Origin of the sequence: Streptomyces sp. ATCC 21386 (assembly GCF_018728545.1) — a bacterium.
In the GTDB taxonomy this organism is placed as follows: domain Bacteria; phylum Actinomycetota; class Actinomycetes; order Streptomycetales; family Streptomycetaceae; genus Streptomyces.
The window spans coordinates 549,062-563,149 of record NZ_JAAVVL010000001.1; the positions used below are offsets into that span (position 1 = coordinate 549,062).

9 protein-coding genes and 2 pseudogenes are annotated in these 14,088 nt (G+C 70.7%); 9 read left to right on the top strand and 2 right to left on the bottom strand.

Translation table 11 applies throughout. From position 1 onward, the window contains the following. Nucleotides 1-5 precede the first annotated feature (5 nt). From GWK25_RS02380 to GWK25_RS02395, 4 genes and pseudogenes are all read left to right on the top strand, one after another. Nucleotides 6-323 carry a hypothetical protein gene (locus GWK25_RS02380; protein ID WP_251828668.1) on the top strand — a complete coding sequence of 106 codons (318 nt, stop codon included), beginning with the start codon at nt 6-8 and terminating at the stop codon, nt 321-323. A gap of 203 nt (nt 324-526) precedes the next feature. Continuing rightward, nucleotides 527-1,477 (top strand): annotated as a pseudogene (locus GWK25_RS02385) (ISAs1 family transposase); the annotation flags it as partial. A gap of 785 nt (nt 1,478-2,262) precedes the next feature. After that, a pseudogene (locus GWK25_RS44665) lies at nt 2,263-3,066 on the top strand (polymorphic toxin-type HINT domain-containing protein); the annotation flags it as partial. Nucleotides 3,067-3,091: 25 nt separating this feature from the next. Beyond that, nucleotides 3,092-3,439: a hypothetical protein gene (locus tag GWK25_RS02395; protein ID WP_215448277.1), complete on the top strand. Its 348-nt coding sequence runs from the start codon at nt 3,092-3,094 to the stop codon at nt 3,437-3,439. A 924-nt stretch (nt 3,440-4,363) separates the two neighbouring features. Here GWK25_RS02395 and GWK25_RS02400 read toward each other — a convergent pair. Next, nucleotides 4,364-4,657, bottom strand: coding sequence for a trypco2 family protein (locus GWK25_RS02400; RefSeq protein WP_215448278.1), 294 nt, complete (start codon nt 4,655-4,657; stop codon nt 4,364-4,366). Between the two features lie 105 nt (nt 4,658-4,762). Between GWK25_RS02400 and GWK25_RS02405 the strand changes: the two genes are divergently transcribed. The 5 genes from GWK25_RS02405 to GWK25_RS02425 all read left to right on the top strand — a co-directional run bounded on the left by GWK25_RS02405 (nt 4,763) and on the right by GWK25_RS02425 (nt 13,017). Then, nucleotides 4,763-6,169, top strand: a complete 1,407-nt coding sequence (locus GWK25_RS02405; RefSeq protein WP_215448279.1) for a serine protease — start codon at nt 4,763-4,765, stop codon at nt 6,167-6,169. Nucleotides 6,170-6,628: 459 nt separating this feature from the next. After that, nucleotides 6,629-8,710 carry a tetratricopeptide repeat protein gene (locus tag GWK25_RS02410; protein WP_251829363.1) on the top strand — a complete coding sequence of 694 codons (2,082 nt, stop codon included), beginning with the start codon at nt 6,629-6,631 and terminating at the stop codon, nt 8,708-8,710. Between the two features lie 427 nt (nt 8,711-9,137). After that, on the top strand, nt 9,138-10,493 hold the full coding sequence (locus GWK25_RS02415; protein ID WP_215448280.1) for a hypothetical protein: 1,356 nt from the start codon (nt 9,138-9,140) through the stop codon (nt 10,491-10,493). Continuing rightward, on the top strand, nt 10,490-11,770 hold the full coding sequence (locus tag GWK25_RS02420; protein WP_308404161.1) for a hypothetical protein: 1,281 nt from the start codon (nt 10,490-10,492) through the stop codon (nt 11,768-11,770). The genes GWK25_RS02415 and GWK25_RS02420 overlap by 4 nt, the downstream gene beginning before the upstream one ends. Then, nucleotides 11,767-13,017 (top strand): extracellular solute-binding protein, encoded by a 1,251-nt coding sequence (locus GWK25_RS02425; RefSeq protein ID WP_215448281.1) that lies wholly within the window; start codon nt 11,767-11,769, stop codon nt 13,015-13,017. Before GWK25_RS02420 ends, GWK25_RS02425 begins: the two co-directional genes overlap by 4 nt. 88 nt (nt 13,018-13,105) lie before the next feature. Here GWK25_RS02425 and GWK25_RS02430 read toward each other — a convergent pair whose 3' ends face one another. Then, a complete protein-coding gene (locus tag GWK25_RS02430; RefSeq protein ID WP_215448282.1) occupies nt 13,106-14,077 on the bottom strand; it encodes a helix-turn-helix domain-containing protein in 972 nt (323 codons plus the stop codon). Nucleotides 14,078-14,088: the final 11 nt, after the last annotated feature.

Consider the following 14,088-nt stretch of genomic DNA (forward strand, 5'->3'; position numbering starts at 1 on the left):
GCCTCATGGAGAGTGTTGTTGAGATCCATGTGCCCCTTGGGGGGGCTGCGGGCACTGTGGAGGGTTCCTATCTCTTCCCGTGGATCGACCAGGTCGAGGACTTCCTCGCCGAGCAGGAGGCGGCGGAGGTGTATGACGACGGTGAGGAGTACGGCGAGGCGTACGTCTTCTTCATCACCGGGGCCGCCGAGGAGGATCTCCTGGCCGTGGCATCTCGCGCGGCTGGTCTTGCAGGCATCCCGAGCGGAGTGTTCGCGATGGTCACCAGTGATGAGGCGGAGGAGATCGGCCTCGGACGACGTGTTGAGCTGCCGCTTGGTTAGTCCCCTGCCCAACCGGCGGTCGGCCGGGGCCCGGCTCTGGCTGCTGATGACTCGTGGAGAGCGTGACAGGCACGGACTCCCAAGATCATGGAGTTCTCGACGCCCCGTGATCCGAGTGGAAGACCGTGCCTGCCGACGCATCATCGCCGATCCCGCCTGCCCTTGACCAACTCCGTGGCCATCCACGGGCCGAACCCGCAGACGTGCCGGGTCTGCTGGAACGGCTGACCGAAGTACCCGACCCGCGTGATCCGCGCGGAGTACGGCATGCTCTGGTCGTCGTGCTCGCGCTCACCGCGTGCGCGGTACTGGCCGGGGCGAGGTCGCTGCTGGCAGTCGGCGAGTGGATCGCCGACGCCCCGCCGCAGGTGCTGCAAGCTGTCGGCGCGCCCCCCGATCCTCTGCTTCCCAAGCGGCTCCTGCCTGCGGAATCGACGGTTCGCCGACTGCTGGCGAGGGTCGACGGCGATGCCCTGGACCAGGCCGTGGGCCGGTGGCTCGCCGACCGCCGCTCCCGCACCGCGAGCGGCGGTCGGCGAGCTCTGGCCGTGGACGGCAAGAGCCTGCGCGGAGCAGCCAGGGCCAGGGGCAGGAAGATCCACCTGCTCGCCGCCCTGGACCACTCCACCGGCCTGGTCCTGGCCCAGCTGGACGTGCGGGAGAAGACGAACGAGATCACGTGCTTCCAGCCGCTGCTGGAGACCGTCGCCGACCTGGCCGGCACCGTGGTAACCAGCGACGCGCTGCACACCCAGCGCGACCACGCCGACTATCTGCTCGGCCGTGACGCCCACTACATCGTGATCGTCAAGGGCAACCAGAAGAAGCTGCGCAAGCAGATGAAATCCCTTCCCTGGAAGCGCATCCCGCTCCAGGGGCGCACCCAGAACGTCGGCCACGGCCGCTGCGAAATCCGTCGGATCAAGGTGGCCACCGTGAACAACCTGCTCTTTCCCGGCGCCCGTCAGGCCATCCAGATCAAGCGCCGGCGCACCGACCGCAAGACCGGCAAGACCACCGTGAAGACCGTCTACGCCGTCACCAGCCTCACCGCCGAGCAGGCCACCCCGGCCCAGCTCGCCCGACTCGTCCGTGACCACTGGAAGATCGAGGCCCTGCACCACGTCCGCGACACCACCTTCGCCGAAGACGCCTCCCAGCTGCGAACCGGCAACGCACCCCGCGCGATGGCCACCTGGCGCAACCTCGCCATCGGAGCCCTCCGCACGGCCGGAGTGAAGAACATCGCGGCCGGTCTCCGCCGCAACGCCCGCAACCCTCACCGACCCCTCTCACTCCTCGGCCTCGGATGACCACGAACCGGACGTCATGCGACTACGCCGAAGCCCTGCCCCAACAGGTCAACGGCTACTCCTACAGCAGCAACAACCCGGTCACCTTCGCCGACCCCGACGGCAAATTCCGCGCCTCAGCCATCCTGCTGTTCCTGGCCCGCCAGCTTGGAAAGGCCATTGTTGCAGCCCAAGCCGTCATCATGAGGCAGTCGGGTTCATCCAGCTCGGGTGGTATGTCCACTGGAGGAAGCGCCAACTACACGTCATCGGGTAGCAGTTCGTGCATGCCGCCCAGAATCTGCGGCAACGTCGAACCGGCGGATCCCAGATCTGTGGGTAGCTGGAAAGACGTTGCGGGAGGCATCGGAGATTTCTTCGCCGAGAGCGCGGATGTGGCCGAGTTCGCCACCGAGCCCTGGTGCTGGAGCGGCACAAACCCGGACTGCGGTGGTACCCAGGACAGCTATCAGGAGCTGGTTGAGGGGTTCGGCGCTGATCCCGACTCTGACGTGTATCAGGGGACCAAGACCGTCATGGATGTCGGGTCGGTGTTCGCCGGTGGCTTCGGTATCGGAAAGTTTGCCCTGAAGCAGCTCTTCAAAAAGGAGATGAAGAATAAGGGCAGGGGTAAAAGCCAAGCTCCGGGCTGCCCCAAGTGTTTCCTGGCAGGCACTGACATCCAGATGGCCGACGGCTCGACCAAGGACATTGAGGACGTCGAGGTCGGCGATGAGGTCCTCGCGACTGACCCGGAGACGGGCGAGACTGGCGCCCGCAAAGTGACCCGCCTTATCGTCACCGACGACGACAAGCGCTTCAACGAACTGTCGATCGCCACCTCGTACGGTATCGAGAAGTTGACGGCAACTTACGAGCACCCATTCTGGTCACCGTCAGAGCACGGCTGGGTCAGGGCGGGCGACCTCGCGCCTGGCATGAGTCTGCGCACCGATGAGGGCGAAATAGTCGTCGTCACCGGAAACCGGGCCTACACGGATCATGCTCGCACGTACAACCTCACTGTCGATGACCTGCACACGTACTACGTGCTTGCGGGTCGGACCCCGGTGCTCGTCCACAACAGCGGAGAAGACCCAACATCCTTCTCGAACCTTCAGCCTGAGGACAAGCCCGATTGGTTCAAGCCAATCGCACCCGGAACCGCCTTGTCCCGTTCAGGCAACTACGCCTACGTAGTGCGCGCCGACGGGGAACTCATCATCGGAAAGAGAACTGCAGGTCATGTGAGCCTTGCCAAGGGCGGACAGGTTCTGGCTGCCGGCGAGTTCAAGACGAAGGGTGGTGCGGTGGTGTACCTCGACAATAAGTCTGGACACTACCGGCCCTACGGAGCCAATGCACAGAGAGCGGCGGTCGACGCCTTCAACAGCAATGGAATGGATGCGAATGGAAAGTACATCGCCGCTTGGGGGGCACCCGACTGCTGACCCAGTCGCCGAGCTCAGAGGAATCGTGCAGGACATTCGGAACGCCGCCGAAGAGTCGTGCGGAGTCGAGTCCGTCGAGCCGGATCTCGAACGGGCGCTCGAAGTCCTAAAGTCGAATCCTGGATCCAGGGAGGCCTTCGAGGAAGTGCTCGTCTCGGTGATCGATTCGCTGGGGGAGGGTGCCGTCGAGCTGATCTCATTTAGCATGCATGAACTGAGATGGCAGGCAGTCCAAGAGGCGATCACAGCGCGGATTTCGGATCCGCGGCGGAATGTCAGCGACCTTCGCCTGTATGAGGCCATGTTGGACGCCTTCTCTGACTCATGGAGAGATCGTGATCTCTATGCGAGATTCGATCGACAGGACGGATGACGCACACTTGTGAGCGTGCAGCCCCACCGGATGGCTGGTGGGGCTGCGGTCTCTTGAGCGGAAATTTCGATACGCGTGAGCTGACGTATCTTTCCGCTCATCTCTGCAGCAAGGGAACGCCTGAAGCGCCACCGATGGCAGCGCCAATGCAACCGTCCAGGGGTCGCGAGCTCAGATAGACGCGTGGGGGGGGGACTGACATAAAAGTAGATTTCTGTCATCCCGTTGGGATCAGGCGGCGCGGAGCGATTCAGCTTTCGGATCGCTACTGCACAACAACACAAAACTTTCGTTCAAATGTGCCCAGTTGTGGGGATGGGATACGTCCACAGGCACAGGATGGCACCGGCGCCCCGATTGAAGCCCGATGTTTTCCTTGCGGTGATCGGAACTCTCGCACGATGACGATGCTGTCTCGGCGACGCTGAGGGGAGGGGCTGTGGGAGGTCGACAATCTGGGTGATCCGGTTCCTTGCCGCCCGGAGTGCTCGTCTCGGTGGCCAGCCGGTGGCCGGACGCCTTTGGACGACGTAGCGAGAGAGAGCACAGGTCAGGCAGCCGCACATGCTCTGATCAGGCAGAACGTCACTGGGCAGCACGACCAGGCACCACGCAGCACGATCCCTCACGGTCTCGTAATGCGTAGGTCTCGGGTTCGAATCCCGAAGGCGCGGCTCCGGTAGAGGCCAGGTCACATAGCTCGTGACCTGGCCTTTTGTGTTGCTCGGGGCATGGCGCGTCACACGGCCGGGGTGCCGTGGGGTGGCTTGCGTGAGCGTCCCCCGGCGTAGCGACGCCGGAGGCTCGGGGAAGCCGGCCGCCCGCATCCAGCGAAAGGGAAACCGCAGGTCAGGTAGTTGGACTGCGGCTTTTTTGTTGCGCTGTGGGGGTGGGGTGGGCGGAGCCATGGGGAGGCCGTCTGGGTCAGCGGCCTACCTCGTGGTGGTGGCCCGTCGGGCCCGGGAGGGGTTTCAGGTCGACCTGGATGCGGTGGGTGGTGTCGTGGCTGACCGTGCCGCCCAGGCGGGCCTCGACGACGCCGAGGCGGAGGCCCGCGCCGCCCTCGCCGGAGCGGTGGAACTGGACCGCGAACTCCAGGCTGACCTGCTCCACGCTGAACCGCCAGTCGCTCGCAGCGCCCTCCTCCTGGGCCCGGGCCAGTTCCGCGCGGACCGTGCCGATGGCCTCCGCCAGGCCGACCGGTTCGGTATCGCTCATGTCAACACCCCGTCGGATTGCGTTGATTGCCTGAACCGATTGACCGATTCAAGTTGGTTCCCAAGTCTAGGGAGGCGCCATGCCCCGCGCGTAGTGTGAGGTGGCATGGGGGAATTGCGTGCGGACTGGAGACTCCGGCTGCGGCGCGGGAGTGCGCGGGGCCCCATCTGCGGCGCCGGGGTGCTCGTCGATCAGAACACCGTGTTGACCTGCGCGCATGTGGTGCGCGATCCGGATGCCGTGATGTGGGTGGAGTTCGCGGAGAACGGTGAGATCGAGGCGGTGTCCGCGCGCGTGCAGCCCGGCGGTTGGCTCGCTGAGGGGGAGGGTGGCGAGGACGTCGCCGTACTGCGGTTGGACGCCCCCCGGCCTCAGGCGCGGCCCGCCCGGCTGGAGACCCGGCTGTGGGGAGGGATGGAGGTGTCCGCCACCGGGTACGCGGAGGGCTTCGACGACGGGATGAGTCTGTGGGGGCGGATCGGCGGGGTCAGCGGTGAGCGCGTGCAGCTCGACGCCGTGACCAAGGCCGAGGTGGTGCGGCGGGGGTTCAGCGGGGCCGCCGTGTGCACCCGGCCCGAGGAAGGGCGCCCCGCGAGGGTCGTCGGGCTCGTCGTCAGTTGGCGTGGAGACATGGGCGAGTTGTTGCCGGAGAGCAATCGGCTCGCGTTCTCGTACCTGATTCCCGTCTCGCGTATCGCCGAACTGTGCCCACTGGTCGCCGAGTTGAGTACGCCGTATGCCTGGGACCATGGTTTCGAGGAGAGGCTGGTGCGGTGGTTCGGTGACGAGCACGCCGACGAGGAGCCGGTGAAGGTCACCGTGGTCCCGCCGGGGAGCGGGAAGGAACGATCCCTGCGGCATCTCGTGCATCGGGCCGATCTCGTCCACCGGGGTGGCGTGTCCAGTCGGCCCGACCTCGCCGATCACGCACTCGGGCACATCGCCTGTCCTCCCGGGCAGTATCTGGCGTACTGGGACTGGCTCCTCGGGACCCGGCCGCCCCCGTCCGGGCCCGCGCCCGGCTCCGTGAGCGGGCAGCGGGTCACCGTCGTCGTCGACGGGCTCGACGAGGAGGCCGAGCCGGGGCCGTTGATCGCCCTCCTCGCCCGATTACGGACCTTTGGCTTCCGGTTGCTGCTGGTCTTCCGGCACGAGGGCGGCACCGGTTGGAACGCCGCCCGAGACGACCTTCTCGCGCCCGCGCTGCTCGCCCACGCGGACACATTGCTCGCCCGGCTGGAGCGGGCCGAGTTCAGCCGCGCGGTTCGGCACGGCGTGGTCGACAGTGCGTCGCTGGGCTCCCTCACCGAGACCGCCGAACGGCGCCGGGGCGAGTTTCGGTTGATCGACGGCGGTGGTGGGGCCGGTGGGGGTGTTTGGGGTGGTGCGGGCGGCGGCACCGGTGGGGGCGCGGATCCGCAGCAGCGGCTCGCCCGGCTGCGGGAGTTGGTCCGCACGCTCCGTGCCGATCTGCGGCGCATCGGGGAGCGGGCACCCGGAGGTCTGACATGAGGTCCGGGGGGCTGACTTGAGATCCGGAGGCCTGGAGGCATGGCATGAGGTCCGGTGGCCAGCGGGCGCTGGCATGAGGTCCGGGGAGCTGGCATGACGCCCGGCGGTCGGTTCGGGCCGGGGAGTGGGGACCGGGGGATGGGTGCCTCAGGGGCGGGTGGCCATGAAGCACGGGGAACGGGGAGAGATGCTCCCGGGGAACGCGGCCGAGGGGCCGCCGGTGGCCGTGGGGCGCCCAGGTGTCCGCATCGGCGGTTCAGCGGGGCCCCCTGTGGTGGGTTCCTGTTGCCCACCCGGCACTGTGCCGTGTGTGGTCGTGCGGAGGACGGTCCCCGGCTGCCCGCCCTGCCCGACGAGGCCCGGGAGTTCGGGCCCACCGAGCTGCTCGCCCTGCCCGAGCGTGCCTCGCGCCCCGCACAGGAACGCCTCATCCATCCCGAGGCGCCGCTGCGCGTCCGCATGGTCTGTTCGTCCGGCGAGTGCGGCATCACCTTCGCTCCGCCCTACACCGTGGTCCCGGTGCCGGTCGAGGGGTACTGCCCGGCCTGCGGCGAGCCCTACTCGTACCGGCCCGAACTCGCTGAGGGCGACGTGCTGCGCGACCAGTACCGGATCATGGGGCCCATCGCGCACGGCGGCCAGGGCTGGGTCTACCTCGCCGAGGACACGCACCTCGGTGACGTCGTCGCCGTGAAGGGGCTGCTCAACCGGTACGAGCAGGACGGGGCCCGGCTCGCCGACGTCGAACGCCGCAACCTCGTCGCCATCCGCCACCCCCGTATCGTCCAGATCCGCGACTTCGTCGCCCGGCGTGACGACTCCGGGCGGGTCACCGGCGGGTACATCGTCATGGACGACGTCGGCGACGGCACCCTGGACAAGGTCGTCAAGGAGACCCGGCGCGGCGAGTCCGTCCTCGACATCGAGCACGTGGCCGCGTACGGCTGCCAGATCCTCGAAGCGCTCGTGCACCTGCACACGGGCGGCGAACGGGGCTTCGTGTACGGGGACATGAAGCCCTCGAACGTCGTCCACCACGGCGACGGCGTCAAGGTCATCGATCTCGGCGGCATGCGCGAACAGGGCCAGGACCAGCCGCCCGCGCATGTCACCCCCGACTACATGGCGCCCGAGACCGCCTCCTCGCCCATGCCCACCACCGCCCACGACCTGCACACCGTCGGCGTCACCCTGCGGGAACTCGCCGGCTGGGCCGTCGACGAGGTGCCCGGCCTCGGCACCGCCTCCTTCCACGAGGTCGTCGACCGCGCCACGCGCATCGATCCGGGGCTCCGCTTCGCCGACGCCCGCGAGATGGCCGGCCAACTGCGGGGCGCGCTGCGGGAGATCCGTGCCCTGCGCGGCAAGAGCGACCCGCCCGAACCCTCCGACTACTTCTGGCCGTCCCCCCAACTGCTCGGCGCCCGGCTCGGCACCGTGCCCGGCATCGAACACTGGCTCGACCGCCCCCGCCGCGACCGGTACGACCCGCCCCTCGCCCCCGCCCTCGACCTCGGCGCGCCCACCCTCACCGAGATCGCCCGCCGGCTGCCGGTGCCCAGGCGCTACCCGGGCGACCCCCAGACCACGCGGTTCGAGGTGAGCAGCGGCTACGACCCCGGCCGGCTCCTCGACCAGGAGGAGGGCAAGCCGCCCTCGGTCGAGATCCGCCTGCACAACGTACGGGTCCTGCTGGGCCGGAACACCCGGGACGACCTGGAGCGCGCCCAGGAGGAGCTCGACACCGCCGACTCCATCCCCGGGCCGTCCGCCGTGCGCCGGTGGCGCCTGGAGTGGCACCGCGCGCTGGTCGCGCTGCGCCGCGCCGACCTCGACGGCGACCCGCGCCGGGTCGCCGAGGCCAAGGGCCACTTCGCCGCCGTCCGCCTCGAACTGCCCGGCGAGTACGCGCCCAAGCTCGCCCTCGCCTATTGCGGCGAACGGCTCGGCGACGACACGGCCGGGCCCACGGCCAAGCAGCTGTACGAGGCCGTGTTCGCCCGCAACCCCGCGCACGGGGGCGCTGCCCTGGGGCTCGCGCGGCTCGCGCTCCGGGCGGGCGACCGCCGGGCCGCGCTCGACGTCCTCGGCCGGGTGCGTCCCGGCACCCTGGACCACACCGTCACCCGGATCGCCTCCCTGCGCATCCGCGCGGCCCGGCTGCCCCGCGACGACGATCCGCTGCCCGCGCCCAGCGAGGTCGACGCGGCCCTCGCCGAACTGAGCGACCTCGTCCTCCGGGAGCCGGGCGCCGGCGGGCCGAGCCTGTCCGAGGACGAGGCGTTGCGCCTCAGCACCGAACTGCACGAATGGAAGCTGGACGCGCTGCACAGCCGTGGCGACCGGCCTGGTCCCGGGGGAGCGGGTGGCGGGCGACTTGATCCCGGCAGTCTGCGGCGGCTGAGCCCGCAGGAGCGGGAGCTGCGCGCACGGATCGAGTCCCACTATCGCCAACTCGCCGCCCGGCACGGGGAGACCGCCGCCGCGCACGAACACCTCGTGGACCTCCTCCAGGCGGTACGGCCACAGACCGTGGTCTGACGGGGGAAGGGGAGGAGGGAGGGGAGGGAGGGGAGGGAGGGGAGAGGCGGGCAGTGGCCATGTGGTGCGTACGGCGACGAACGGGGAAGGAACGGTGACGCACGACATGAGCGGGCGCGTGGGCGGGCACATGAGCCGGTGCGTGAGCCGGCACATGGGGCGGTGCGAGAACGGGCACATGGGCCAGGGCGTGAGCGGGCGGACGGGCTGCGGGCGTGGGGGCGGACGTATGGAGCGTCGTACGGGCGGGCAGGGGGACGGCCTCGTGGGCGGGCATACGGGCGGGCATACGGGCGGGCAGGGGGAGGGCCTCGAGGGCGGGCGTACGCGCGGTGGTGCGGAAGCGCGTGCCGGCGGGCGTACGGACGGCCACGCGCGGGGCGAGCGTACGGGTGGTCACGCGCGGTCGGCTCGGCCGGAGATCCGCGTGCGGGTCGACCTCGACGGTGATGTGCGGCCGCATCGCAGCGCGAAGATCGAGGCGCATCTCCGGGTGGACGTGAACGCCGGGGACGCCCCCGCCGAACTGCCCGCGATCGAGCTCGCCGTGATCATCGCGGTCGATGTCGCCGAACCTCTCCGGACGGTCGTCCGGCACGCCTTGCCGGCCGCGCTCAGGGGACTGCCCGACGGGATCTCGTTCACCGTGCTCGGCGCCGGCCCCGAGCCGGTCCCCTGCTACCCACAGGGGAACACCGAGTGGGCCGTCGCCGATCAGCACGAGAAGCGCCGGGCCGCCTTCGCGGCGGGCTCGATACCGCTGCACCGGGACGGCCCGCGCCCCGCCGGGTACGCCGTCTGGGCGGCCAGGGCGCGCGCCCTGCTCGCGGCACGCCCGCTGTCCGTACGGCATCTGCTGCTGATCACCGACGGCAGCAGCGGCCCCGGCGAGACCCGGCTGGAGGAGGAACTGGACGTGTGCGCGGGGCACTTCACCTGCGATGTGCTCGCCGTGGGCGTCGACTGGGCGCCCGAGCCGTTGCTGACGCTCGCCGAACGGCTGCACGGCAGCGCCGAGTTCGTGGACGAGGGCCTCGGCGGGGCGATCACCGGCGCCGTACGGCGACTTCGCCGGGTGCACGCCCCGCAGTTGCCGATCGAGGTCACCGTACGGCCCACGGTGCGGCAGGTCGCGCTGAACGAGAAGGCGCCCCGGCCACACCGTCTCGGGGGGCTTCCGCAGCCCGGTCGGCCGCATCGCTGGAGCTTTCCGACGTACCAGTGGGAGCAGGGCGGGCGCGACTATCTGCTCACGCTCGTCGCCGACGCCGACGGTGACCCGTTGGAGACGTGGTTGCAGTTCGCCATGGTGTCCGTCGGGGACGTCCACGCGGCCGTCACCGCGCGCTGGCACCGGCCCGAGCTGCCGCCGCCCGAGGTCGCGGCCGGGGGAGGCAGTGTGCGCGAGCAGAAGTCGCGCACCGCGATGCGGGACGCGTTGCGCCGGGGGCTCGTCGCGCTCGGGGAGCGGCGGTTTGAAGTCGCCGAGGGGCAGTTGGGGCTGGCGGCGCGGCTGGCGGCCCGGTTCGGCACGGACTGGGTGCTGCACCAGATCGCCGCGGTCGCGGACATCGAGGACGCGTCGGCGGGTCGGGTCCGGCTGCGCCCGGGCGACGCCGTCGACGCGTCCACGCTCGGGCCGATGATCCTGCGCGCGGGGTCCCGGCCCGTGCCGCTGACCGACACCGCGGCACCGCAACCGGGCGCACGCTGCGCCCGGTGCGCCGCCCCGGCCGGGAGCGAGGCCCGCTACTGCATCGCCTGCGGGGAGAAACTGCTGTGACGGCCGGCCAGGGGGCATTCGGGGGCGGGTGGCGGGAGCGGGCCTCACGTGACGGGCGGCCGGAGCGGGCTTCCCGGGAGGGCGCCGCGCTCTCGACGCGCCGAGCCCGGCTCACGTCCTTACGCTTCACCGCCACCGCCACCGCCACCGCCACCGCCACCGCCACCGCCACCGCCACCGCCACGGCAACCGCGTCCGCGTCCGCGTCAACGCCGGCGCGCCGGGGCGGGCCCCTGTTCTTCGCCGCCCGGCGTTCCTCCTCACGGCGTCGGCGGTGGTCGTACTCCCCTGGTGGCTTCTGGCGGGCCCGGCTGGGGCGGTGGCGGACGCGGCGGTTGCTGGAAGTGCATCTGGTGCTGCTGGCGGTGTGTGCGCTCGTGGCAGCCGGGGCCCTGTTCGTCTCCTGCCGCCAGATCCAGAGCGGCGCCGGGACGGTCGCCGAGCAGGAGGCACCGGCCGTGCAGGGGCTCGCCGCCACCCGGCTCGCGGTGCTGCGCGCCGACCGCGAGGCCCGTGCCCTGGGCGAGCGGGAGTTCGTCGACGTGGCGGGCCGCGGCGAGACCTACCGGGCCCAGCTCTCCGCCGCCGACCAGGGGCTGTCCAGGATCGCGGACCGCACCGACCAGGACCTCGGCACCGTCAACGGGCTGCTCGCCACCTACAGCAACTCCCTCACCCTCGGCACCGTGATGTACCGGGACCAGCCGCTCATGCGGCACCAGAAGCTCACCGAGGCACGCTCGCTGCTCACGCGCGAGGGCGTGGGACTCGTACCGCGTCTGGGCGCGATGCAGCGGACGCAACTGAAGCACGCCGAGGCCACCGTCGCCGAGGGATGGCTTCAGCGCGGCGGCTGGTGGATCGCCGAACTCGCCCTGGTGGCCCTGGCGTTCACCATGCTGTCCACGCTGTTCGTGCTGCGCGACCGCTGCGGCCGGGACTGGAACCCGTATCTGCTCGCGGCCTTCGCGATCACCGTGCTGCTCGCCGTCGTCCCGCTGCTCACGATGGGCTCCGCCCAGGACGACCTCGACCGTGTCACCGGGGATCTGCGGGAGATCACCCGGGTCTCCACGGACGCCTGCTGCGGCCTGGAACTGGAGCGCGCGCAGCGGACCGTCACGGCGAAGTCCGAGGAGGTGCGGAGCGTCCTGGCCGACGACGCCTGGACCGACCGGGTCTACCAGGGCACGCTGACCGGCGGTCTGCTGATCGTCGTCCTGCCCGTGATCGGCGTCGGCCTCCGGCTCGACAGCGACTACTGGAGGCGACGGTGACCCGGCGGTTCAAGGTGCTCGTGCTGCTCGCGGCGCTGCTGCTGGTCTGCGCCGGCGGCATGGTGGCGGTCTGGTCGGAGCGGGACGACGAACCGGTGACCATCCTCGGGCCGTGGACCGACAAGCAGGGGGAGCAGTTCGAGGACGTCCTGCGGAGCTTCGGCATCCCCTTCGAGTACCAGGGCACCGCGGCCCAGCGCGAGGTGCTGCTGTCCAAGGTGCAGTCGGGGGAGCCCCCGGACATCGCGATCATGCCGGGGGTCGGCGAACTCGCCGAGTACGCCGACCAGAACCTCCTCAAGTCGCTGAACGGCCTCTACGCGGAGGAGGAGTACGGGGCCCCCTGGAAGCCGGTGAGCTCGCCCCGGGAGGACGCGTACTGGGTGCCGGTCAAGGCGGACCTGAAGAGCATCGTCTGGTACCGCGAGGGCGAGCGCCCCGCGGACTCGCCTGCCCCGCTGACGAGTTGGTGCATCGGCATGGGAGACGACGGAGCGTCCGGCTGGCCCGGCAGCGACTGGATCGAGGACCTCGTGCTGCAACGGGAGGGCCCGGAGGTCTACGGCAAGTGGGCGCTGGGCGACGCCTCGGTGCCGTGGACGGGGACGGCGGTGCGCGAGGCGTGGGAGGCGTGGGCCGGACTGCTCCGGCAGGACGAGGCGGCGGCGGGGCGCGCCCTGCTCACCGACCATCGAGGCGCCCCCGGCGAGTACGGGCTGCTGTTCGAGGGCAAGGGCGGGTGCGCGCTGGAGCACCAAGGCTCCTTCGCCCGCTCCTTCTACGGGGACAAGCGGCAGGGGGCGGGCCTGATGGACTCCGCTCCCCTGCTGCCCGGCGGCGGCTACCGGGTCCGGGGCCACGAGGTGACCGGTGACTTCGCCGCGTTGTTCAGCGACCGCCCCCGGGCCGGTGACCTGATCGAGCGGCTGGCCTCCCGGGAGGGCCAGCGGAAGTGGGCGGAGGCCGCGGACGTCTTCTCGGCGAACCGGCGAGTGCGACAGGAGGGCGGCCCTGTCGCACGGGAGATCGCCGAGCGCCTCACGGGAGCCGGCCCGCGCTGTCTCGACGCCTCCGACGTGATGCCCCCCGCCGTCCGGGACGCCTTCTACGAGGCCGTCCTGCTGACGATCGCCCGCGCCGCCGCCGGGGAGGAACTCGACGTGCCGGGGCTGCTGGCCGACGTACAGAACGTCGCGGAGGCGCGGCCCGACCGGCGGGCGCCGTTGCGGACGGTGTGCAGTACGTAGGCGTAGCGCGGAGAGGTGCGGAGCGGAGAGGCGCAGACGGGAGAAGTGCAGTCCGGGGAAGTGCAGTCCGGGGAAGTGCAGTACGGGGTCAGCGGGTGGTGCCGGGCTGGGAGGCGTGGAAGGTGCGGCGGTAGGTGTCCGGGGGGACGCCGAGGGTGCGGTTGAAGTGGCGGCGGAGGGTTGCGGCCGTCCCCATGCCCGTGGTGGTGGCGATGGCGTCGACGCTGTCGGAGGTGGTCTCCAGGAGTTCCTGGGCACGGCGGATGCGTTGGGTGAGGAGCCACTGGAGCGGGGTGGTGCCGGTGGCCGCGCGGAAGTGCCGGGTCAGGGTGCGCGAACTCATGCTCGCGCGGCGAGCCAGATCCTCGACGGTCAGGGGCTGGTCGAGGCGTTCCAGGGTCCAGGGGAGCAGGCCGGTCAGCGGGTGGTCGCTCCGGGTGGGCACCGGGGCGGGGACGAACTGGGCCTGGCCGCCCGAACGGTGCGGGGGTACGACCAGTCGGCGGGCCACCGTGTTGGCGACCGCCGAGCCGTGGTCGAGGCGGACCAGGTGCAGGCAGAGGTCCATCGCGGCGGCCTTGCCCGCCGAGGTGAGGACGCTGCCGTTGTCGACGTAGAGGACGTCCGGGTCGACCTCCACCTCGGGGAAGCGGGCAGCCAGGACGTCCGTGTGCGCCCAGTGCGTGGTGGCCCGGCGGCCGTTCAGGAGTCCTGCGGCGGCCAGGACGAACGCGCCGGTGCACAGCGAGGCGATCCGAGCGCCCGCCTCGTGCGCCGCGCGGACCGCGTCGACCAGGTCGGCGGGCGGGGGCACGTCCACATCGGTCCAACCGGGGACGATCACGGTGTCGGCGTGCGGGAGCCGGTCCAGGCCGTGGTCCGGCTCCAGGCGGAAGCGGCCCACGGAGACGGGGCCCGGGCCGCAGAGGGCGAACTCGTACCAGGGGTCCACCAGGTGCGAGAGATCGGAGCCGAACACCTCGTAGGCGAGGGCCAGTTCGAAGTGCAGCATGCCGTCGGTGACGGCGAGCGCGATGGTGGTCCGGTCCGGGCTCGGCATGTCGGAAATTG